This window comes from Enterobacter cloacae complex sp. CARB60 (genome assembly GCF_036487345.1).
Taxonomy (GTDB): domain Bacteria; phylum Pseudomonadota; class Gammaproteobacteria; order Enterobacterales; family Enterobacteriaceae; genus Enterobacter; species Enterobacter asburiae_D.
Genome location: NZ_JAZKLC010000002.1, coordinates 4,345,840 through 4,365,020, shown reverse-complemented (window position 1 = coordinate 4,365,020; position 19,181 = coordinate 4,345,840). Strand labels below are relative to the sequence as shown.

Here is a 19,181-nt window from a genome sequence, read left to right as displayed (position 1 = left end):
TCTGGTTAATAATGCAATTGCTGCGCAAGGATAACAGAAAGCGCGCAAAATTTCTGTTGTTACCCGTCATACTTCAGGCTGTAGCGAAACGCGCTACAGCTCCTGTTACTGACGCTTTTTTTCATAAAAGGTTCTTTTAATGGCCAATAATACCACTGGGTTAACGCGTATCATCAAAGCCGCCGGCTATTCATGGAAAGGGTTCCGTGCTGCGTGGATCAACGAAGCCGCCTTTCGCCAGGAGGGCGTCGCCGCTATCATCGCGGTGATCATCGCCTGTTTCCTTGATGTTGATGCAATTACCCGCGTACTTCTTATCGGTTCCGTGCTTCTGGTGATGATAGTGGAAATTCTTAATAGCGCTATTGAGGCCGTTGTTGATCGCATTGGTTCAGATTTCCACGAGCTTTCTGGTCGTGCAAAAGACATGGGCTCTGCTGCCGTGTTGCTGGCGATTATCACTGCCGTTATCACCTGGGTCACGCTGCTTTGGTCACATTTCCGATGAGCCTCGAGGAATAATTAAGTCCCTGGTTTTTTGTGCAGTTTTTGGTTCCAAAATCGCCTTTGACTGTATATACTCACAGCATAACTGTATATACACCCAGGGGGCGGAATGAAAGCGTTAACGACCAGGCAGCAAGAGGTGTTTGATCTCATCCGGGATCATATCGGCCAGACGGGTATGCCACCCACGCGTGCGGAAATCGCGCAGCGTCTGGGCTTCCGTTCTCCGAATGCTGCCGAAGAACACCTGAAAGCGCTGGCGCGTAAGGGCGTGATTGAGATTGTTTCAGGCGCGTCACGTGGTATCCGCCTGCTGGTGGAAGAAGAGACGGGCATTCCGCTGGTGGGGCGTGTTGCTGCCGGTGAGCCTTTACTGGCACAGCAGCATATTGAAGGCCACTACCAGGTCGATCCGGCCATGTTCAAACCGAGCGCTGATTTCCTGCTGCGCGTCAGCGGTATGTCGATGAAAGACATCGGCATTCTTGACGGCGATCTGCTTGCGGTGCACAAAACGCAGGATGTGCGTAACGGCCAGGTGGTTGTCGCACGCATTGATGATGAAGTCACCGTCAAGCGTTTGAAAAAACAGGGGAACACCGTTCAGCTACTGCCTGAAAACAACGAGTTCTCCCCGATTGTGGTCGATCTCCGCGAACACAACTTCTCTATCGAAGGACTGGCGGTTGGGGTCATTCGCAACGGCGAATGGCTGTAACCACTTCCTGACAGGCTATGGCGCCGCTGTAGCCTGCTTCATTCTCGACTCCCGGTATTTTTCATGTCACTGCTGACGGCATCCGATAAGGCATTGTGGCGTCTTGCTCTGCCGATGATTTTCTCCAATATTACCGTTCCCTTGCTCGGTCTGGTCGATACTGCCGTTATTGGTCACCTTGATTCGCCTGTTTATCTTGGCGGCGTGGCGATTGGCGCGATGGCAACCAGCTTCCTGTTTATGCTGCTGCTCTTTTTGCGTATGAGCACCACCGGGCTCACGGCACAGGCTTATGGTGCAAAAGATCCGCTGCGTCTGGCGCGCGCGCTGGTTCAGCCGCTGATCCTTGCGCTTGGCGCGGGGGCGTTAATCGTTTTATTACGTGCGCCCCTGATCGACCTTGCGCTCCACGTTGTTGGCGGCAGCGAGGCGGTACTGGCGCAGGCGCGACGTTTCCTTGAAATCCGCTGGCTCAGCGCGCCCGCCTCGCTGGCTAACCTGGTTCTGCTGGGGTGGCTACTGGGCGTTCAGTACGCCCGTGCGCCAGTCATTTTGCTGGTAGTGGGCAACCTTCTCAACATTGTGCTGGATGTCTGGCTGGTAATGGGCCTGCACATGAACGTGCAGGGCGCGGCGCTGGCGACGGCGATTGCCGAGTACGGAACCTTTATTATTGGCCTGTGGATGGTCTGGCGCGTGCTGGCGATGCGCGGCATCTCCCTGGCGCTGCTCAAAACCGCATGGCGCGGCAATATCCGTAAGCTGCTGGCGCTCAATCGTGACATCATGCTGCGCTCGCTGCTGCTTCAGCTCTGCTTCGGTGCTCTAACGGTTTTCGGGGCTCGACTGGGGCCAGAAATCGTTGCGGTCAATGCGGTATTGATGACGCTGCTGACCTTTACCGCCTACGCGCTGGACGGTTTTGCCTATGCGGTAGAAGCGCATTCCGGGCAGGCGTACGGTGCGCGCGAAAGCGGGCAGCTTCGGGACGTCTGGCGGGCAGCCTGCCGTCAGTCGGGACTGGTGGCGCTGGCGTTCGGCCTGGTTTACGCCTGCTTTGGTGAGCAGATCGTTGCGTTGCTGACGTCTATCCCTGCGCTGCGCGAGCTGGCGAGTCACTATCTCATCTGGCAAGTCATCTTACCGGTGGTCGGCGTCTGGTGTTATCTGCTGGACGGCATGTTTATTGGTGCGACGCGCGGAGTGGAAATGCGTAACAGCATGGCGGTCGCGGCGGCAGGGTTTGGCCTGACGCTGCTGACGCTTCCCTGGCTGGGTAATCACGGTTTGTGGCTGGCCCTGGCCGTTTTCCTCTCGCTGCGAGGGATATCGCTGGCTTTTATCTGGCACCGCCACTGGCAAAACAATACCTGGTTTCCCTCGCGCCACGATATATCGTGACGGTTAAAGATTCCGAATATGAAATCAACTGCCGAATCCTTAACTACAATAATTATCACGTCCAGCAGAAAAGAACGTAACGGACGTTACGACCCGACGCTTAACTAAGAGGACACGATGATGAATAAAGACGAAATCGGCGGCAACTGGAAGCAGTTCAAAGGTAAAGCGAAAGAAAAGTGGGGTAAGCTGACTGATGACGATATGACCGTCATTGAAGGTAAACGCGATCAGCTTGTCGGTAAAATTCAGGAACGTTACGGTTACGCGAAAGATCAGGCGGAAAACGAAGTCAAAGACTGGGAAACCCGTAACGACTACCGCTGGTAACGCTGAATAACCCACAGGGCGGCTCTAAGCCGCCTTTTTTGCCGTTAACGCGGCTTTTTCTTCACAAGAATTGAGTGGTCGTGCTGGCACGCGTCCTGATGACGACAGGCTTCCACTTCCACGCAGGCAGAGCACAGCCCGTGCGCTTCAATCACGTTATGGCGCAGGGCAAAACCCATTTTCGCCGCCAGCGTATGCATAATATCTTCCACGCCTTCCGCACCCTCTTCTTTCACCACGCCGCAGCGGTCACAGATAAACATCGCCGATGTGTGGGTGGGCTGATCAAACAGATGGCACAGCACATAGCTGTTGGTGGACTCAACCTTATGCACGAACCCTTGTTCAAGCAGGAAATCCAGGGCGCGATACACCGTCGGTGGCTTCGCCTGCGGCTCGCTTTCACGGAGCAGGTCGAGCAGATCGTAGGCGCTGATAGCACCCTGCTGCAGGCTCATCAGACGTAAGACTTCAAGGCGCTGCGGAGTCAGGCGCACATTGCGTTGGGCGCACAGCTTTTCGGCCTGCGCTAACAGCTCTTTTGTGGACTTATCCATTTAGCACCCCGGATGTTATAGGACGGAAAACCCCCACTTTATCATGTTCTGGTAAAAACACCGAGATCCACCAGTCTGTGCTATACCTGACCCATTACAAACCGGGAAATAAACAATGAAAAGACCTGACTGTATTCGGCACTGGCGCGACGTTGAAGGTGCGGATGATTCGACCTATCCAGATAGCGATGAGCTTTTTTCTATCGGCGCCCCGTTGGCTCGCAGGCTTGGGCTCGGGCGCATTGGTATCCATCATGAGCGTTTACCGCCCGGGCGCAGGACGTCCTATCCGCACGCGGAAAGCGATGAAGAAGAGTTCATTTACGTGCTCGAAGGTTATCCAGAGGCGTGGATTAATGGCTATTTATGGAAACTTGAACCGGGCGACAGCGTGGGGTTCCCTGCCGGAACCGGTATCTGCCACACCTTTATCAACAACACGGAGGAAGAGGTGCGGTTGCTGGTCGTAGGCGAGGCCAACAAGAAGCACAATCGCATCTACTATCCCCTCAATCCGGTGTATGCCGCTACCCGTGAGGATCGCTGGGTAGACCACCCACCCCAGTTTTTTGGACCGCATGATGGAAAACCTGGGAAAAAATAATTTCCTCTTCTATAAATATTGAGGGCCGTCACAAAATATAACAGGCCGTAAGGGAGTTTTACTTAGGGATAGAAATAGCGGGTCTTTTACTACTTATTCACAGCAATAGTTCGTTCCTGTTTGGGTGATAACAGACAGGGGTTATTTCATAACAGACTATAACGGGCATACTGTGAAAAAAATTTTTAAATTTTCGGTGGTTAGCATCGCTGTTTCCTTGTTTATGGCAAATCAGGCGGGAGCAGCCAATACCTGGACAGAAGCGCGCAGTGACGCAATGGGTGGAACCGGCGTTGCGGCTGGGAGCTATGGCAGTGCAGTATTGATAAACCCGGCGCTGCTGGCAAAGGCAAAGCCGGATGATGATGTCACGGTTATTCTGCCGTCAATTGGCGCTCAAATTTCGGATAAGGACAATCTGCGCGATAAGATTGATGATATCAGCGACGATGTCAGCAAATATCGCAGCACGCTGGATAATATTAATCTTTTCGATCTCCTCAATCCCGCGAGTCCGGCCTCCCGGAACGTCTCAGCCGCCGCTGGCGATCTTGCTAATCAACTGGATTCTCTGAAAGGAAAAACCGCCAGCGGTAAAGCGGGTGCCGGGATTGCCGTCAGCATTCCTAATGACGTGTTATCCGTAGCATTCGTCGCAAAAGCGAATGCGCGCGCACGCGTGAGTTCTTATATCGATCAGGGCGATATTGACACATTGCGCGGTATTGAAGCCGTTCCAGCCACCGCGTTAGCGGTAAATCCGAATGATTTGAAGTCAAAAGGTTTTGGTCGCGCGGCGATCGTGTCGGACTATGGTGTGGCGGTGGCGCGTCAGTTTGACATTAGCGGCGTACCGGTTTCTGTCGGTATCACGCCTAAGCTGCAGAAAACCTGGCTCTATAACTATACGGTCTCCATCTACAACTTCGACAGCGGCGATATCAATAGTAGTCGCTATCGTAATGATGATACCGGCTTTAACGTTGACGCCGGTCTTGCTGCTGACTTTGGTGATAACTGGACCGTTGGTCTAACCGGACAAAATCTCTTTTCCCGGGATATCGACACGAAGAAAGTGGATGGCGTGCGTGATACTTATCAAATCAGTCCTGTAGTGACCGCCGGTGCCGCCTGGCACAACGATCTGGTGACGTTGACCGCCGATGGCGATTTGACGGAAACCAAAGGCTTCAAGAGCGAAGATACGTCGCAGTACGTTGGCGTCGGTGCCGAGGTTACGCCGCTCAGCTGGCTGGCCGTGCGTGCGGGTTATCGCGCGGACGTGAAGGGTAACGACAGCAATGTCTTTACCGGCGGTGTTGGCTTCGCGCCGTTCAGTACCGTTCATGTTGACCTGATGGGTCTGTACGGTGAAGAAGAAACCTGGGGTGCAGGGGCGCAACTGAGTATGACGTTCTAAATACAAAGGGCACCCTTGCTGGTGCCCTTTACACTTATCCGCGTGCTGCTTTAGCCAGCGTATCGTTGATCCATTGATTCACGCTTTTACCTGAAACTTCAGCGGCAATGTTGATCGCTGAATGGACTTCTGGCGAGATGCGCAAACTGATTTTTCCGCTAGCTGGTCGCAGAGGCTCTCGGCCCTGCTCAGCACAATAAGCCAGATAATCATCAACTGCTTCTTCAAACGCTTTACGCAGGGCAGCGACGTTATCAGCATGAAAACCGATAACATCTCTTATGCCAGCAACATGCCCAACGAAGCACAGATCTTCGTCGCTGTAATCTATTTTTGCGGCATAGCCTTTATAAGTCATAGTGTTAATCATGGAGACACCCCTGTTGCGATGAGAAAAGCCATTGCGTCGCGAACCTGATAAACCTTCGCTTCTTTATCCGGATGAGGACGATGAAACGAAGCCACAACTCCATTGATTTCGAATCTTACCCTTGAGCCGTTGCCTTCTGAGGCTTTCGCACCCAATGCGATAAAAAGCGCTTCAATTCTGCGCCATTCCAGAGAACTGGGCGTTGGCACAGAGAAAATCAACTGCAATGTTTTTTGGTGGCGGGCGTTCAATGTTTTCATAGTTGATAGATTCCATTTTAATTTTCTTCCCCGCCAAAGTTGGAGTAAATGATATCACTTTTTGATATCACATCAAGCCGGATCGTATCCTTTTTGAGCCTGTGCTATAGTAGCGCCCCTTTTCCACCAGATGCTTAAAACTTCGCCATGTCGTCAGAATTACAGACCGCTTTCCCTGCACACCGTTTCTCCATTGCGCCGATGCTCGACTGGACGGACAGACACTGCCGCTATTTCCTGCGCCAGCTCTCCCGCCATACGCTGCTGTACACCGAAATGGTGACCACCGGGGCAATTATTCACGGTAAGGGCGACTATCTGGCCTATAGCGAAGAAGAGCATCCGGTTGCCCTGCAGCTGGGCGGCAGCGATCCGGCCGCGCTGGCGCAGTGCGCGAAGCTGGCAGAAGCGCGCGGCTACGACGAGATCAACCTTAACGTTGGCTGCCCGTCCGACCGCGTGCAAAACGGCATGTTTGGCGCATGTTTGATGGGGAACGCGCAGCTTGTGGCGGACTGCATCAAGGCGATGCGCGATGTGGTCTCCATTCCGGTCACGGTCAAAACCCGTATCGGCATTGACGACCAGGACAGCTACGAATTCCTGTGCGACTTCATCAATACGGTATCCGGGAAAGGCGAGTGCGAGATGTTCATCATCCACGCGCGAAAAGCCTGGCTCTCCGGCCTCAGCCCGAAAGAGAACCGTGAGATCCCGCCGCTGGACTATCCGCGCGTGTATCAGCTGAAGCGTGACTTCCCGCACCTGACGATGTCCATCAACGGCGGCATCAAGTCGCTGGAAGAGGCCAAAGCGCATCTGGCGCATATGGATGGCGTAATGGTCGGGCGCGAGGCGTATCAGAACCCGGGCATTCTGGCGACGGTCGATCGCGAAATTTTTGGCATCGAAGGCGCAGACACCGATCCGGTTGCCGTCGTGCGTGCGATGTACCCTTACATTGAGCGCGAGTTGAGCAATGGCACCTATCTCGGCCATATCACCCGCCATATGCTTGGCCTGTTTCAGGGTATTCCGGGCGCGCGTCAGTGGCGTCGCTACCTGAGCGAGAATGCGCATAAAGCCGGTGCAGATATCGAGGTGCTGGAACATGCGCTGCGACTGGTGGCAGACAAGCGATAACTTTCGCTAAAAGTTCGTCAAATTCACCACGCCCTGCGAACGCTCGCGGGGCGTTTTGCTTTAATAACAACAGGTTAATACTGGCATGATTCTTGTAATGCTTACTGCATTACTCGGGAACTCGTGGGAGAGCACCATGCTGGAACTACTTTTTGTGATTGGATTTTTTGTCATGCTGTTAGCGACAGGCGTTTCGCTGCTCGGCATTCTGGCGGCTATCGTGGTGGCGACGGTGGTCATGTTTATCGGTGGACTGTTTGCCCTGACGATAAAACTGCTGCCGTGGCTACTGCTGGCCATTGCGGTCGTGTGGGTGATTCGGGCGATTAAAGCGCCAAAAGTGCCCAGTTATCAGCGCAATAACCGCTTCCGTTACTAAGGTATTGAGGGGTTCGTCACATACTTGTAACTTTTCCGGCGGCAGGGCTTAGAACAGAATAGGATTTACTTATCGAATCTGTCACTATGACTGCCGTTAAAGAATTCATCGAGCTGTACCCTACATACAGCCGAACTAAAAAAAGAAAGGGCTTCCCACGGGAAGCCCAATTTCTTTTTAGGGCTCAGGGAATCAACAAACTCGACCCCTGCGTCGCCCGACTCTCCAGCACCTCATGCGCGCGCTGCGCATCGGTCAGCGCGAATTTCTGCGCCTCTGCCACATCCACTTTGATGACGCCGCTGGCGATCAGCGAGAACAGCTCGTTGCTGGCTTCCTCAAGTTCTTCCCGGTTGGTGATGTATCCTTGCAGGGAAGGGCGAGTCACGTACAGAGAACCTTTCTGGTTCAGAATGCCCAGGTTAACGCCGGTTACCGCGCCTGACGCATTCCCGAAGCTTACCATCAGACCGCGACGCTGCAGGCAGTCCAGCGACGCTTCCCAGGTGTCTTTCCCTACCGAGTCATACACCACGCGCACTTTTTTGCCGTTAGTGATCTCTTTCAGCCGTTCAACAATGCTCTCTTCACGGTAGTTAATCACCTGCCAGGCGCCCGCCTGCAGCGCGCGCTGCGCTTTTTGTGCATTTCCGACGGTGCCGATCAGCTTCGCGCCCAGCGCTTTTGCCCACTGACAGGCGATAAGCCCGACGCCACCCGCCGCAGCATGAAACAGGAACTGCTCGTCGGGTTTAATTTCATAGGTTTTGCGCAGCAGATAGTAAACGGTCAAACCTTTCAGGAACGAGGCTGCCGCCTGCTCAAAGGAGATGGCGTTAGGCAGCAGGGCGGCTTTATCCGCCGGAACGTTGTGAACGGAGCTGTAAGCGCCCAGCGCGGACTGCGCATACACCACGCGGTCGCCCTCTTTAATATGCTTAACTGCGCAGCCCACTTTGACGACGACACCGGCTGCCTCGGTGCCCAGGCCGCTCGGCATTGACGGAGGCGGGTAAAGACCGCCGCGAATATAGGTGTCGATGTAGTTTATGCCGATGGCTTTGTTTTCAACCTGCACTTCGTTTTCGCCAGGTGCGGCAGGGGTGAACTCCACCGCTTTCAGTACGTCTGGCCCACCGTGTTTCTGGAATTCAATGCGCGTTGCCATGCTCCCTCCGTAAGAAAAATATGGTAATCTTTCGACCCACTCTTTATCTCGGTAACTCCATTCACTATGGCAGGAAACAAACCCTTCAACAAACAGACTGAACCTCGCGAGCGTGATTTCCAGGTCGCAGGGTTAAAAGTCCCGCCGCACTCGATTGAAGCGGAACAGTCGGTGTTGGGCGGTTTAATGCTGGATAACGAACGCTGGGACGACGTCGCCGAGCGCGTCGTGGCGGAAGATTTCTACACCCGCCCGCACCGCCACATCTTTACCGAAATGGCGCGTCTGCAGGAGTCGGGCAGCCCGATCGACCTGATCACGCTCGCGGAATCGCTGGAGCGTCTTGGTCAACTCGACAGCTGCGGTGGGTTTGCCTATCTGGCGGAGCTGTCAAAAAACACGCCTAGTGCGGCGAACATCAGCGCTTACGCTGATATCGTGCGCGAACGTGCAGTCGTTCGCGAGATGATCTCGGTGGCGAACGAGATCGCCGAAGCCGGTTTTGATCCGCAGGGCCGCACCAGCGAAGACCTGCTCGACCTTGCTGAGTCCCGCGTCTTTAAAATCGCCGAAAGCCGCGCCAATAAAGACGAAGGCCCAAAAAACATCGCCGATGTCCTCGACGCCACCGTTGCCCGTATCGAACAGCTGTTCCAGCAGCCGCACGATGGCGTCACCGGCGTGAACACCGGCTATGACGATTTGAACAAGAAAACCGCCGGCCTGCAGCCGTCGGATTTGATCATCGTCGCCGCGCGTCCGTCGATGGGTAAAACCACATTTGCGATGAACCTCGTCGAAAACGCGGCGATGTTGCAGGATAAGCCGGTGCTTATCTTCAGTCTTGAGATGCCCTCCGAGCAGATTATGATGCGTTCTCTGGCGTCGCTGTCGCGTGTGGATCAGACCCGCATTCGTACCGGCCAGCTCGATGATGAAGACTGGGCGCGCATCTCCGGCACCATGGGCATTTTGCTGGAAAAACGTAACATCTATATTGATGACTCCTCCGGCCTGACGCCGACGGAGGTTCGTTCCCGCGCGCGCCGTATCGCCCGTGAACACGGCGGTATCGGTCTTATCATGATCGACTACCTTCAGCTGATGCGCGTCCCGTCGCTCTCCGACAACCGTACGCTGGAAATTGCAGAGATTTCCCGCTCGCTCAAGGCGTTAGCCAAAGAGCTGCACGTACCGGTCGTTGCGCTGTCGCAGCTTAACCGCTCCCTGGAACAACGTGCCGACAAGCGTCCGGTCAACTCCGACCTGCGTGAATCCGGCTCCATCGAGCAGGATGCCGACTTAATCATGTTTATCTACCGTGATGAGGTTTATCACGAGAACAGCGACCTGAAAGGGATCGCCGAAATTATTATTGGTAAACAACGTAACGGCCCGATCGGGACGGTGCGTCTGACCTTTAACGGACAGTGGTCGCGTTTCGACAACTATGCCGGTCCTCAATATGATGATGAGTAATTTCTAAGGAATTCAAATGCAAGCGGCAACTGTTGTTATTAACCGCCGCGCTCTGCGACACAACCTGCAACGTCTGCGTGAACTGGCGCCTGCCAGCAAGCTCGTTGCAGTCGTGAAAGCGAACGCTTACGGACACGGTCTTCTGGAGACCGCGCGAACGCTCCCCGATGCCGACGCCTTTGGCGTCGCCCGTCTTGAAGAAGCCCTCCGCCTGCGCGCGGGCGGCATTACTCAACCCATTCTGCTTCTCGAAGGCTTTTTCGAAGCCACAGATTTGCCGACCATCGCTGACCAGCATCTTCACACGGCAGTACACAACGAAGAACAGCTCGCCGCACTTGAAACCGCCGAGCTGAGCGAGCCGGTGACCGTATGGATGAAGCTCGATACGGGCATGCACCGTCTGGGCGTGCGTCCGGAGAGCGCGGAAGCGTTTTATCAGCGTTTATGCCGGTGCAAAAACGTGCGCCAGCCGGTGAATATTGTTAGCCACTTCGCCCGTGCCGATGAGCCCGAGTGCGGTGCGACCGAGCGGCAGCTGGATATCTTTAATACCTTCTGCGAAGGCAAGCCGGGGATGCGCTCGATTGCGGCATCCGGCGGTATTCTGCTGTGGCCACAGTCCCATTTCGACTGGGCGCGTCCTGGCATCATTCTCTACGGCGTGTCGCCGCTGGAGAACAAACCCTGGGGGCCGGACTTTGGCTTCCAGCCGGTCATGTCGCTGGTCTCTAACCTGATTGCCGTACGTGACCATAAAGCGGGTGAGCCGGTGGGCTACGGCGGCACATGGATCAGCGAGCGTGATACCCGTCTCGGCGTGGTGGCGATGGGCTATGGTGACGGATATCCGCGCGCCGCACCGTCGGGTACGCCGGTTCTGGTCAACGGTCGCGAGGTGAAGATTGTTGGCCGCGTGGCGATGGACATGATTTGCGTTGACCTCGGGCCTGACGCGCAGGATAAAGCGGGCGACGATGTGGTGATGTGGGGTGAGGGGCTGCCCGTTGAGCGCATTGCTGAAATCACGAAAGTGAGCGCTTACGAACTTATCACGCGCCTGACGTCAAGGGTAGCGATGAAATACATCGACTAACATTTCATTCCAGGGAAGGATAATGTCCCCTTCAGAAATCGCTGCTTGTATTGCCTATGCGCTCTCCGTCTGGCTGGCCGCCAGAAACAACATCCATACGTGGTGGATTGGCATCATAGGCTGCGGGCTTTACGCATGGGTCTTTTATTCAGTGCAGCTTTACGCTGACGTTACGCTTCAATTCTTCTTCATTATCACGAGTATAACCGGTTGGCTGCACTGGCTTAAAGGCAATAGCGGGGACGTATTGCCCGTTCGGCGTACCAGACCGGGGCATTTTTTTATTCTCCTGGCCTGTGCCATGAGCGTGGCGGCGGTGTACGGACTGATATTGCATCTCTACACCAATGCCTGGGCTCCCTGGCTGGACTCCATCATTTTGACATTCAGCGTTCTTGCTCAGTTTATGTTGATGGGGCGACGTCTGGAAAACTGGTACGTCTGGATCGCCGTTAACACGCTGGCGGTACCGCTGTATGCGATGAGGGACCTGCATCTGACCGCCGGGTTATATCTGCTGTTTTGGTTTAATGCATGGCATGGACTGTATCAGTGGCGTAAGGAGATCCGCGCGCAATGAAGCGTTATGCCAGCGGCCTGGTTGTGGGCAAATTCGCACCTTTGCATTCAGGTCATGAAGCGCTTATCAATGCGGCTCTTGAGCAGTGCGAGACGGTCTTTGTCATTAGCTATTCGGTGCCGGAAATACGCGGTTATGAACCTGAAAAACGGCTTAACTGGCTAAAGATGCGCTTCCCGCAATGCCGCCATCTTGTGCTTTCTCCGCAGGTGATGGCGTCGTACGATATTGCTCCGCCCCCACCGAACGACGCTGACGCCGATCTGCATCGTCATTACGTTGCCACGCTATGTGAAGATGTTCTGCATTGTCAGCCACGGGCGGTATTTACCGCCGAAGACTACGGTGACGGCTTTGCCGCGGTGTTGAGCCAGCGTTTCAGGCAGCCGGTTACACACATACGTCTTCAGCGTCCACAGGGGCCGGAAGCCCCGTCAGGAACACGCATACGCTCTGATGTTTACCGTTACCGTCAGATGATGTCTCCTGAGGTTTATCGCAGCTTTGTTTTTCGTATCTGCTTATTAGGCGGCGAATCGACGGGAAAAAGCACGCTTTCCCAGACCCTCTCGCAGACCTTGAACGTTCCGTACGTTGCAGAGTTTGGCCGTGAACACTGGGAGGCGAAGAACGGCGTACTGGAGAAGGACGATCTGCTGCATATTGCCCGGGAGCAGGTGCGCAGAGAGGAATTAGCCTGCACCGCTCCTTACCTGGTATGTGATACCTCACCTTTAACCACCCTGTTCTATACGCTCGATCGGTTTGGCAGCGCGCCGCAGGAACTCATGGCGTTAGCCGAACGAGACTACGCTCTGGTCGTACTCTGCGGCGATGAATTTCCTTTTGTGCAGGATGGCACCCGGCAAGGCGAGGCGTTTCGCCGTCGACAGCAGGTATGGTATGAAGCTGAGCTAACACAGCGAAAGATCCCCTTTTTGCGCGTGCGGGGTTCTCTGTCTGAGCGCATCGATCAAATTTGCCAACATATCCCGTGGTCGGGCTGATATCGCTCTCGACCTTCTTCCACTTCCGGTTTATTGTTGAAATCCCTGCCTCATCGAATTCCGGAGACTCATCGCGTGTTTCAGAAAGTTGACGCCTATGCCGGCGACCCTATCCTCTCCTTAATGGAGCGTTTTAAAGAAGATCCTCGCAGCGACAAAGTGAACCTGAGCATCGGTTTGTATTACAACGAGGATGGCATTATTCCTCAGTTGAAAGCCGTTGCCGAAGCCGAAGCGCGTCTGAACGCTGCTCCACACGGCGCATCGCTCTATCTGCCGATGGAAGGGTTAAATAGCTACCGCAGCACTATTGCGCCTCTGCTGTTTGGCGCCGATCACGCGGTGCTCGCGCAAAAACGTGTGGCGACCATCCAGACGCTGGGCGGCTCGGGTGCGCTGAAAGTAGGTGCAGACTTCCTGAAAAAATACTTCCCGGATTCAGGCGTGTGGGTGAGTGACCCAACGTGGGAAAACCACGTTGCGATCTTTGAGGGCGCTGGCTTTAAGGTGGCGACCTATCCGTGGTTCGACAGCGAAACTAACGGCGTGCGCGTTGAAGCGCTGCTGGAAAAACTGAACACCCTGCCGGAGCGCAGCATTGTCCTGCTGCATCCGTGCTGCCATAACCCGACCGGGGCGGATCTCACCAATGCCCAGTGGGATGCGGTGATTGAGGTACTGAAGGCGCGTAATCTGATCCCGTTCCTCGACATTGCCTACCAGGGCTTTGGCGCGGGCATGGAAGAAGATGCATACGCCATTCGCGCCGTGGCCAGCGCCGGGCTGCCTGTTTTGGTCAGCAACTCCTTCTCTAAAATCTTCTCCCTGTACGGTGAACGCGTTGGCGGTCTGTCCGTGGTGTGTGAAGACGCCGAAGCTGCCGGCCGCGTGCTGGGCCAGCTGAAGGCGACGGTGCGCCGCATCTACTCCAGCCCGCCAAATTTTGGCGCGCAGGTGGTGGCCACGGTTCTGGGTGATGCACAGCTGAAAGCCAACTGGCTTGCCGAAGTGGAATCCATGCGTAAGCGCATACTGTCGATGCGTCAGGAGCTGGTTAACGTCCTGAAAGAGGCCGTGCCGGGACATAACTTCGACTATCTGCTCAAGCAGCGCGGGATGTTCAGCTATACCGGACTGAGTGCGGCACAGGTCGATCGCCTGCGCGAAGAGTTCGGCGTCTACCTGATCGCCAGCGGCCGTATGTGCGTGGCGGGTCTAAATGCCAGCAACGTTCATCGCGTGGCGCAGGCGTTTGCAGCTGTGATGTAAGTATTCACTTACTTGCATGCTATATGTAGGCCGGGTAAGGCGCAGCCGCCACCCGGCTTTTTTGTTTGCGCCGGTGCCAATCATTGCCCGGTGGCGCTTCGCTTACCGGGCCTACACGTTTCTTCTGCGCTTTGTGATCGTCTTCTTTTTATTCAGCTTCATAAGCAAAAACTCCTTCCCTTCACCCCCCGCTGGCGTTATGGTCGGATAGTTTTTTGACCATCCGCTCAAATTAAAACGATAACAAACTGAATATTCAGGGGAAAATATGCGCAAGATCACACTGGCGCTCAGCGCCGCCTGCTTATTGTTCTCGCTTAATAGCGCCGTCGTCGCGCGAGCTTCTGCCCCGACGCCGCTTTATACCGGCACCACCGCCGCCATTCTCGCCGAGCAGGCGCCCATTCACTGGGTTTCCGTAGCCCAAATCGAAAACAGCCTGATGGGCCGTGCGCCAATGGCCGTGGGCTTCGACATTGACGATACCGTGCTGTTCTCAAGCCCCGGCTTCTGGCGCGGGAAGAAAACGTATTCACCAGACAGCGAAGCGTATCTGAAGAACCCGGAATTCTGGGAAAAAATGAATAACGGCTGGGACGAATTTAGCATCCCGAAAGAGGTTGCCCGTGCGCTTATTGCCATGCACGTGAAGCGCGGTGACAGCATTTATTTCGTGACCGGCCGCAGTCAGACCAAAACGGAAACCGTCTCTAAAACGCTGCAGGATGATTTCCAGATCCCGGCGACCAGCATGAATCCGGTAATTTTTGCCGGTGACAAAGAAGGGCAAAACACCAAAACCCAGTGGCTGGAAAAGAAAAATATCAAAGTATTCTACGGCGATTCAGATAACGACATTACCGCCGCGCATGACGTGGGTGCCAGAGGGATCAGGGTATTACGGGCCTCTAACTCCACGTATCGACCGCTGCCGATGGCCGGAAAGTTTGGCGAAGAGGTGATCGTCAATTCGGAATATTAAGTACTCGGCAGCGGGTTTGACTCTTTTTTAATCAAATCTCGCTGCTGCGGGTTTTACCTTTCGTCTTCTTGCTGCACACTTAGAAAGATTCATCTTTCATCACGGAGCAGCACATGTGGTACCAACAGACTCTGACCTTAAGCGCAAAACCACGCGGATTTCACCTGGTGACGGATGAAGTCATCGGGCAACTCCGCGACCTGTCGCGCGTCAGAACGGGTTTGCTGCATCTGCTGCTTCAGCACACGTCCGCCTCTCTCACGCTTAATGAAAATTGCGATCCCACCGTCCGGTCCGACATGGAGCACCATTTTCTGAAGAGCGTCCCGGACAACGCGCCTTATGAGCATGACTATGAGGGGGCAGACGACATGCCTTCGCATATTAAATCCTCTCTGCTGGGCGTATCGCTGATGCTGCCGGTTCACAACGGGCGGCTGATGTTGGGAACGTGGCAGGGGATCTGGCTGGGAGAGCATCGCATTCACGGTGGTTCGCGTAAAATTATCGCCACGCTACAAGGGGAATAAAGATGACAATTTCGGAGATACTTCAGTACTGCATGAGCAAGCCCGGCGCGGAGCAGAGCGTCCACAGCGACTGGAAAGCCACGCAGATTAAGGTGGGTGATGTGCTGTTTGCGATGGTGAAAGAGGTGGAGGGCCGTCCGGCGGCGTCGCTGAAAACCAGCCCTGAACTGGCGGATTTGCTACGCCAGCAGCATGATGACGTGAGGCCGAGCAAGCACCTCAATAAGGCGCACTGGAGCACCGTTTATCTGGACGGATCGATTCCAGGCTCGCAGATTTACTACCTGGTGGACGCGTCCTATCAGCAGGCGGTTGAGCTGCTGCCGGAAACCACCCGACAGCAACTCTCCGTGTGACAATTACAGCAACGGTTTAAGGAAGCGCGCGGTGTGCGAGGCTTCGCACTCTGCAACGGTCTCTGGCGTACCGGAGACGAGAATTTCACCGCCGCCGCTGCCGCCTTCCGGGCCGAGATCGACAATCCAGTCCGCGGTTTTAATCACGTCCAGGTTATGTTCGATGACCACGATAGTGTTGCCCTGATCGCGCAGCTGATGCAGCACCTCGAGCAGCTGCTGGATGTCGGCAAAGTGCAGGCCGGTGGTCGGCTCGTCCAGAATGTAGAGCGTTTGACCGGTGCCGCGTTTTGACAGCTCACGCGCCAGCTTCACGCGCTGCGCTTCGCCGCCGGACAGCGTGGTGGCAGACTGTCCCAGACGAATGTAGGTCAGGCCGACGTCCATTAGCGTCTGCAGCTTACGCGCCAGCGCAGGGACGGCGTCAAAGAACTCGCGCGCCTCTTCGATGGTCATATCCAGCACTTCGTGGATGGTCTTGCCTTTGTACTTAATCTCCAGCGTTTCGCGGTTATAGCGCTTGCCTTTGCACTGGTCGCACGGCACGTAGATATCCGGCAGGAAGTGCATCTCAACCTTGATCACGCCATCGCCCTGGCACGCTTCGCAGCGACCGCCGCGCACGTTAAAGCTGAAACGTCCCGGCGTATACCCGCGCGAGCGTGATTCCGGCACGCCCGCGAAGAGTTCACGTACTGGCGTGAAGACGCCGGTATAGGTCGCCGGGTTAGAGCGCGGGGTACGGCCAATCGGGCTCTGGTCAATGTCGATAACCTTATCGAAATGCTCCAGCCCCTGAATGTCGCGGTACGGTGCAGGCTCGGCCAGCGTCGCGCCGTTCAGCGCCGTCTGCGCAATCGGGAACAGCGTATCGTTGATCAGCGTCGATTTACCGGAACCGGACACGCCGGTGATACAGGTAAACAGGCCAACCGGCAGCGTCAGGGTGACGTCTTTCAGGTTGTTGCCGCGCGCGCCGGTCAGCTTCAGCACTTTTTCAGGATCTGCCGCGACGCGCTGTTTCGGCACTTCAATCTTGCGCTTGCCGCTCATGAACTGGCCGGTCAGCGACTCGGGCACCGCCATGATGTCCTTCAGCGTGCCTTCCGCGACCACCTGGCCGCCGTGTACGCCAGCGCCTGGGCCAATGTCGATGACGTGGTCAGCCGCGCGGATCGCATCTTCGTCGTGCTCGACCACGATCACCGTGTTGCCGAGGTTGCGCAGGTGGACCAGCGTCCCGAGCAGACGCTCGTTGTCGCGCTGGTGCAGGCCGATAGACGGCTCATCCAGCACGTACATTACGCCGACTAAGCCCGCGCCAATCTGGCTCGCCAGACGGATACGCTGGGCCTCACCGCCGGAGAGCGTTTCCGCCGAGCGTGAAAGCGTCAGGTAGTTCAGGCCGACGTTCACCAGGAACTTCAGGCGATCGCCAATCTCTTTCAGCACTTTTTCGGCGATTTTCGCGCGCTGGCCGGAGAGCTTCAGGTTGTTGAAAAAGTCCATCGCGTGGCCGATGCTCATGTCTGAGATGGTCGGCAGCGCGGTGTTTTCAACAAACACGTGGCGCGCTTCGCGGCGCAGACGCGTGCCCTCACAGGTGGCGCAGGAGCGGTTGCTGATGAACTTCGCCAGCTCCTCGCGCACCGCGCTGGATTCGGTCTCTTTGTAGCGGCGCTCCATGTTGTGCAGCACCCCTTCGAACGGGTGGCGACGCACGGAGGTATCGCCGCGATCGTTCATGTACTTGAACTCGATGTTCTCTTTGCCGGAACCGAACAGGATCACTTTGTGCACGTTCGCGCTCAGGCTGGCCCACGGGGCTTCAACGTCGAACTTGTAGTGCTCTGCCAGCGATTTCAGCATCTGGAAGTAGTAGAAGTTACGCTTGTCCCAGCCGCGAATGGCACCGCCCGCCAGCGACAGCTCCGGGTTCTGAATGACGCGGTCCGGGTCGAAATATTGTTGAACGCCCAGGCCGTCACACGTCGGGCAGGCACCCGCTGGGTTGTTAAAGGAGAACAGGCGCGGTTCAAGCTCGCGCATACTGTAGCCGCAAATCGGGCAGGCAAAGTTGGCGGAGAAGAGCAGCTCTTCCGCTTTTGGGTCATCCATGTCGGAGACCACGGCCGTGCCGCCGGAGAGCTCCAGCGCGGTTTCAAAGGATTCCGCCAGACGCGTGGCGAGATCGTCACGCACCTTAAAGCGGTCAATCACCACTTCGATGGTGTGCTTCTTCTGCAGCTCCAGCTTGGGGGGATCGGACAGGTCACACACTTCGCCGTCAATACGGGCGCGGATATAGCCCTGGCTTGCCAGGTTTTCCAGCGTTTTGGTGTGTTCGCCTTTTCGCTCTTTAATGATCGGCGCCAGCAGCATCAGGCGTTTGCCTTCCGGCTGCGACAGCACGTTATCCACCATCTGGCTTACGGTCTGGGCCGCCAGCGGGACGTCATGGTCCGGGCAGCGCGGCTCGCCCACGCGGGCATACAGCAGACGCAGGTAGTCGTGAATTTCGGTAATGGTACCGACCGTTGAACGCGGGTTATGCGAGGTGGACTTCTGCTCAATAGAGATAGCAGGGGACAACCCTTCAATATGGTCGACATCCGGTTTTTCCATCAGCGACAGGAACTGACGCGCGTACGCAGAGAGTGATTCAACGTAACGACGCTGTCCTTCGGCATACAAAGTGTCGAAAGCCAGTGAGGATTTGCCAGACCCCGAAAGCCCGGTCACGACAATGAGTTTGTCGCGAGGGATTATGAGGTTGATATTCTTGAGATTGTGGGTGCGGGCGCCCCGAACTTCGATCTTATCCATTCACCTTTCCCGGTTGGAACACGGATTGCCTGATTTGTTTGAAGGACAAACGGCTGTCAGAAACGGCTAATTATGACACAATTTGACCTGTTTGAATATACAGTATTGGAATGCATTTTCTGATTGGCTGTGTAACAATGTTCCGTTCGCGCGCGAACTCTGGAAGATGCTACGCAACTATCAAAGTGGCGTCTGGAAA

General features: G+C 55.5%; 21 protein-coding genes. 16 read left to right on the top strand and 5 right to left on the bottom strand.

Going from position 1 to position 19,181, the window contains the following annotated elements; genetic code table 11:
• Positions 1 to 139: 139 nt before the first annotated feature.
• The 4 genes from V4835_RS22030 (at position 140) to V4835_RS22015 (ending at position 2,956) form a co-directional block, all read left to right on the top strand.
• Positions 140 to 508 (top strand): diacylglycerol kinase, encoded by a 369-nt coding sequence (locus tag V4835_RS22030; protein WP_023334158.1) that lies wholly within the window; start codon positions 140 to 142, stop codon positions 506 to 508.
• A 108-nt stretch (positions 509 to 616) separates the two neighbouring features.
• A complete protein-coding gene (lexA, locus tag V4835_RS22025; RefSeq protein ID WP_024906710.1) occupies positions 617 to 1,225 on the top strand; it encodes a transcriptional repressor LexA in 609 nt (202 codons plus the stop codon).
• Positions 1,226 to 1,288: 63 nt separating this feature from the next.
• The gene (gene dinF, locus V4835_RS22020) at positions 1,289 to 2,626 is read left to right on the top strand and encodes an MATE family efflux transporter DinF (RefSeq protein WP_331413732.1); all 1,338 of its coding nucleotides are present in this window, start codon (positions 1,289 to 1,291) and stop codon (positions 2,624 to 2,626) included.
• 120 nt (positions 2,627 to 2,746) lie between these two features.
• Positions 2,747 to 2,956 carry a CsbD family protein gene (locus V4835_RS22015; RefSeq protein WP_024906712.1) on the top strand — a complete coding sequence of 70 codons (210 nt, stop codon included), beginning with the start codon at positions 2,747 to 2,749 and terminating at the stop codon, positions 2,954 to 2,956.
• Positions 2,957 to 3,000: 44 nt separating this feature from the next.
• Here V4835_RS22015 and zur read toward each other — a convergent pair whose 3' ends face one another.
• Positions 3,001 to 3,513: a zinc uptake transcriptional repressor Zur gene (gene zur / locus V4835_RS22010; RefSeq protein ID WP_025757832.1), complete on the bottom strand. Its 513-nt coding sequence runs from the start codon at positions 3,511 to 3,513 to the stop codon at positions 3,001 to 3,003.
• A gap of 115 nt (positions 3,514 to 3,628) precedes the next feature.
• Here zur and V4835_RS22005 point away from each other — a divergent pair, with 115 nt between their 5' ends.
• Positions 3,629 to 4,117: a cupin domain-containing protein gene (locus V4835_RS22005; protein ID WP_331413728.1), complete on the top strand. Its 489-nt coding sequence runs from the start codon at positions 3,629 to 3,631 to the stop codon at positions 4,115 to 4,117.
• Positions 4,118 to 4,289: 172 nt separating this feature from the next.
• A complete protein-coding gene (locus V4835_RS22000; protein WP_331413726.1) occupies positions 4,290 to 5,537 on the top strand; it encodes a conjugal transfer protein TraF in 1,248 nt (415 codons plus the stop codon).
• Between the two features lie 34 nt (positions 5,538 to 5,571).
• Here V4835_RS22000 and V4835_RS21995 read toward each other — a convergent pair whose 3' ends face one another.
• Together V4835_RS21995 and V4835_RS21990 are read right to left on the bottom strand one after the other, a co-directional pair.
• Positions 5,572 to 5,907: a type II toxin-antitoxin system HicB family antitoxin gene (locus V4835_RS21995; RefSeq protein ID WP_331413725.1), complete on the bottom strand. Its 336-nt coding sequence runs from the start codon at positions 5,905 to 5,907 to the stop codon at positions 5,572 to 5,574.
• Positions 5,904 to 6,167 (bottom strand): type II toxin-antitoxin system HicA family toxin, encoded by a 264-nt coding sequence (locus V4835_RS21990; RefSeq protein WP_072163882.1) that lies wholly within the window; start codon positions 6,165 to 6,167, stop codon positions 5,904 to 5,906. Before V4835_RS21990 ends, V4835_RS21995 begins: the two co-directional genes overlap by 4 nt.
• Positions 6,168 to 6,314: 147 nt before the next feature.
• On the opposite strand from V4835_RS21990, the gene dusA reads away from it, so the two are divergent.
• Entirely contained in the window at positions 6,315 to 7,310 is a 996-nt protein-coding gene (gene dusA / locus V4835_RS21985; protein WP_331413723.1) for a tRNA dihydrouridine(20/20a) synthase DusA, read from the top strand.
• Positions 7,311 to 7,446: 136 nt separating this feature from the next.
• Positions 7,447 to 7,689 carry an envelope stress response protein PspG gene (pspG, locus tag V4835_RS21980; RefSeq protein WP_023310044.1) on the top strand — a complete coding sequence of 81 codons (243 nt, stop codon included), beginning with the start codon at positions 7,447 to 7,449 and terminating at the stop codon, positions 7,687 to 7,689.
• 184 nt (positions 7,690 to 7,873) lie between these two features.
• On the opposite strand, the gene V4835_RS21975 is transcribed toward pspG, so the two are convergent.
• A complete protein-coding gene (locus V4835_RS21975) occupies positions 7,874 to 8,857 on the bottom strand; it encodes a quinone oxidoreductase (RefSeq protein WP_331413722.1) in 984 nt (327 codons plus the stop codon).
• 66 nt (positions 8,858 to 8,923) lie between these two features.
• Between V4835_RS21975 and dnaB the strand changes: the two genes are divergently transcribed.
• The 8 genes from dnaB (at position 8,924) to V4835_RS21935 (ending at position 16,156) form a co-directional block, all read left to right on the top strand.
• Positions 8,924 to 10,336: a replicative DNA helicase gene (gene dnaB, locus V4835_RS21970; RefSeq protein WP_023310046.1), complete on the top strand. Its 1,413-nt coding sequence runs from the start codon at positions 8,924 to 8,926 to the stop codon at positions 10,334 to 10,336.
• A gap of 16 nt (positions 10,337 to 10,352) precedes the next feature.
• Positions 10,353 to 11,432 (top strand): alanine racemase, encoded by a 1,080-nt coding sequence (gene alr, locus V4835_RS21965; RefSeq protein WP_331413721.1) that lies wholly within the window; start codon positions 10,353 to 10,355, stop codon positions 11,430 to 11,432.
• A 22-nt stretch (positions 11,433 to 11,454) separates the two neighbouring features.
• On the top strand, positions 11,455 to 12,012 hold the full coding sequence (gene pnuC, locus V4835_RS21960; RefSeq protein WP_331413720.1) for a nicotinamide riboside transporter PnuC: 558 nt from the start codon (positions 11,455 to 11,457) through the stop codon (positions 12,010 to 12,012).
• Positions 12,009 to 13,019 carry an AAA family ATPase gene (locus V4835_RS21955; RefSeq protein ID WP_331413719.1) on the top strand — a complete coding sequence of 337 codons (1,011 nt, stop codon included), beginning with the start codon at positions 12,009 to 12,011 and terminating at the stop codon, positions 13,017 to 13,019. Before pnuC ends, V4835_RS21955 begins: the two co-directional genes overlap by 4 nt.
• A 75-nt stretch (positions 13,020 to 13,094) precedes the next feature.
• Positions 13,095 to 14,288 (top strand): aromatic amino acid transaminase, encoded by a 1,194-nt coding sequence (gene tyrB, locus V4835_RS21950; protein WP_331413718.1) that lies wholly within the window; start codon positions 13,095 to 13,097, stop codon positions 14,286 to 14,288.
• A 268-nt stretch (positions 14,289 to 14,556) separates the two neighbouring features.
• The gene (gene aphA / locus V4835_RS21945) at positions 14,557 to 15,270 is read left to right on the top strand and encodes an acid phosphatase AphA (RefSeq protein ID WP_059347291.1); all 714 of its coding nucleotides are present in this window, start codon (positions 14,557 to 14,559) and stop codon (positions 15,268 to 15,270) included.
• Positions 15,271 to 15,383: 113 nt separating this feature from the next.
• Positions 15,384 to 15,800, top strand: coding sequence for a secondary thiamine-phosphate synthase enzyme YjbQ (locus V4835_RS21940; RefSeq protein ID WP_331413717.1), 417 nt, complete (start codon positions 15,384 to 15,386; stop codon positions 15,798 to 15,800).
• A gap of 2 nt (positions 15,801 to 15,802) precedes the next feature.
• A complete protein-coding gene (locus V4835_RS21935) occupies positions 15,803 to 16,156 on the top strand; it encodes an MmcQ/YjbR family DNA-binding protein (RefSeq protein WP_023310053.1) in 354 nt (117 codons plus the stop codon).
• Between the two features lie 3 nt (positions 16,157 to 16,159).
• Here the strand turns inward: V4835_RS21935 and uvrA are convergent, their stop codons facing one another.
• Complete coding sequence (gene uvrA / locus V4835_RS21930) at positions 16,160 to 18,982, bottom strand: excinuclease ABC subunit UvrA (RefSeq protein ID WP_063144980.1); 2,823 nt, start codon at positions 18,980 to 18,982, stop codon at positions 16,160 to 16,162.
• Positions 18,983 to 19,181: the final 199 nt, after the last annotated feature.

Bases quoted from the DNA above. Each gene is read 5' to 3' on its own strand.
- V4835_RS22030 (WP_023334158.1), top strand. From the start codon at position 140: ATGGCCAATAATACCACTGGGTTAACGCGTATCATCAAAGCCGCCGGC.
- lexA (WP_024906710.1), top strand. From the start codon at position 617: ATGAAAGCGTTAACGACCAGGCAGCAAGAGGTGTTTGATCTCATCCGG.
- dinF (WP_331413732.1), top strand. From the start codon at position 1,289: ATGTCACTGCTGACGGCATCCGATAAGGCATTGTGGCGTCTTGCTCTG.
- V4835_RS22015 (WP_024906712.1), top strand. From the start codon at position 2,747: ATGAATAAAGACGAAATCGGCGGCAACTGGAAGCAGTTCAAAGGTAAA.
- zur (WP_025757832.1), bottom strand. From the start codon at position 3,513: ATGGATAAGTCCACAAAAGAGCTGTTAGCGCAGGCCGAAAAGCTGTGC.
- V4835_RS22005 (WP_331413728.1), top strand. From the start codon at position 3,629: ATGAAAAGACCTGACTGTATTCGGCACTGGCGCGACGTTGAAGGTGCG.
- V4835_RS21995 (WP_331413725.1), bottom strand. From the start codon at position 5,907: ATGATTAACACTATGACTTATAAAGGCTATGCCGCAAAAATAGATTAC.
- V4835_RS21990 (WP_072163882.1), bottom strand. From the start codon at position 6,167: ATGAAAACATTGAACGCCCGCCACCAAAAAACATTGCAGTTGATTTTC.
- dusA (WP_331413723.1), top strand. From the start codon at position 6,315: ATGTCGTCAGAATTACAGACCGCTTTCCCTGCACACCGTTTCTCCATT.
- pspG (WP_023310044.1), top strand. From the start codon at position 7,447: ATGCTGGAACTACTTTTTGTGATTGGATTTTTTGTCATGCTGTTAGCG.
- V4835_RS21975 (WP_331413722.1), bottom strand. From the start codon at position 8,857: ATGGCAACGCGCATTGAATTCCAGAAACACGGTGGGCCAGACGTACTG.
- dnaB (WP_023310046.1), top strand. From the start codon at position 8,924: ATGGCAGGAAACAAACCCTTCAACAAACAGACTGAACCTCGCGAGCGT.
- alr (WP_331413721.1), top strand. From the start codon at position 10,353: ATGCAAGCGGCAACTGTTGTTATTAACCGCCGCGCTCTGCGACACAAC.
- pnuC (WP_331413720.1), top strand. From the start codon at position 11,455: ATGTCCCCTTCAGAAATCGCTGCTTGTATTGCCTATGCGCTCTCCGTC.
- V4835_RS21955 (WP_331413719.1), top strand. From the start codon at position 12,009: ATGAAGCGTTATGCCAGCGGCCTGGTTGTGGGCAAATTCGCACCTTTG.
- aphA (WP_059347291.1), top strand. From the start codon at position 14,557: ATGCGCAAGATCACACTGGCGCTCAGCGCCGCCTGCTTATTGTTCTCG.
- V4835_RS21940 (WP_331413717.1), top strand. From the start codon at position 15,384: ATGTGGTACCAACAGACTCTGACCTTAAGCGCAAAACCACGCGGATTT.
- V4835_RS21935 (WP_023310053.1), top strand. From the start codon at position 15,803: ATGACAATTTCGGAGATACTTCAGTACTGCATGAGCAAGCCCGGCGCG.
- uvrA (WP_063144980.1), bottom strand. From the start codon at position 18,982: ATGGATAAGATCGAAGTTCGGGGCGCCCGCACCCACAATCTCAAGAAT.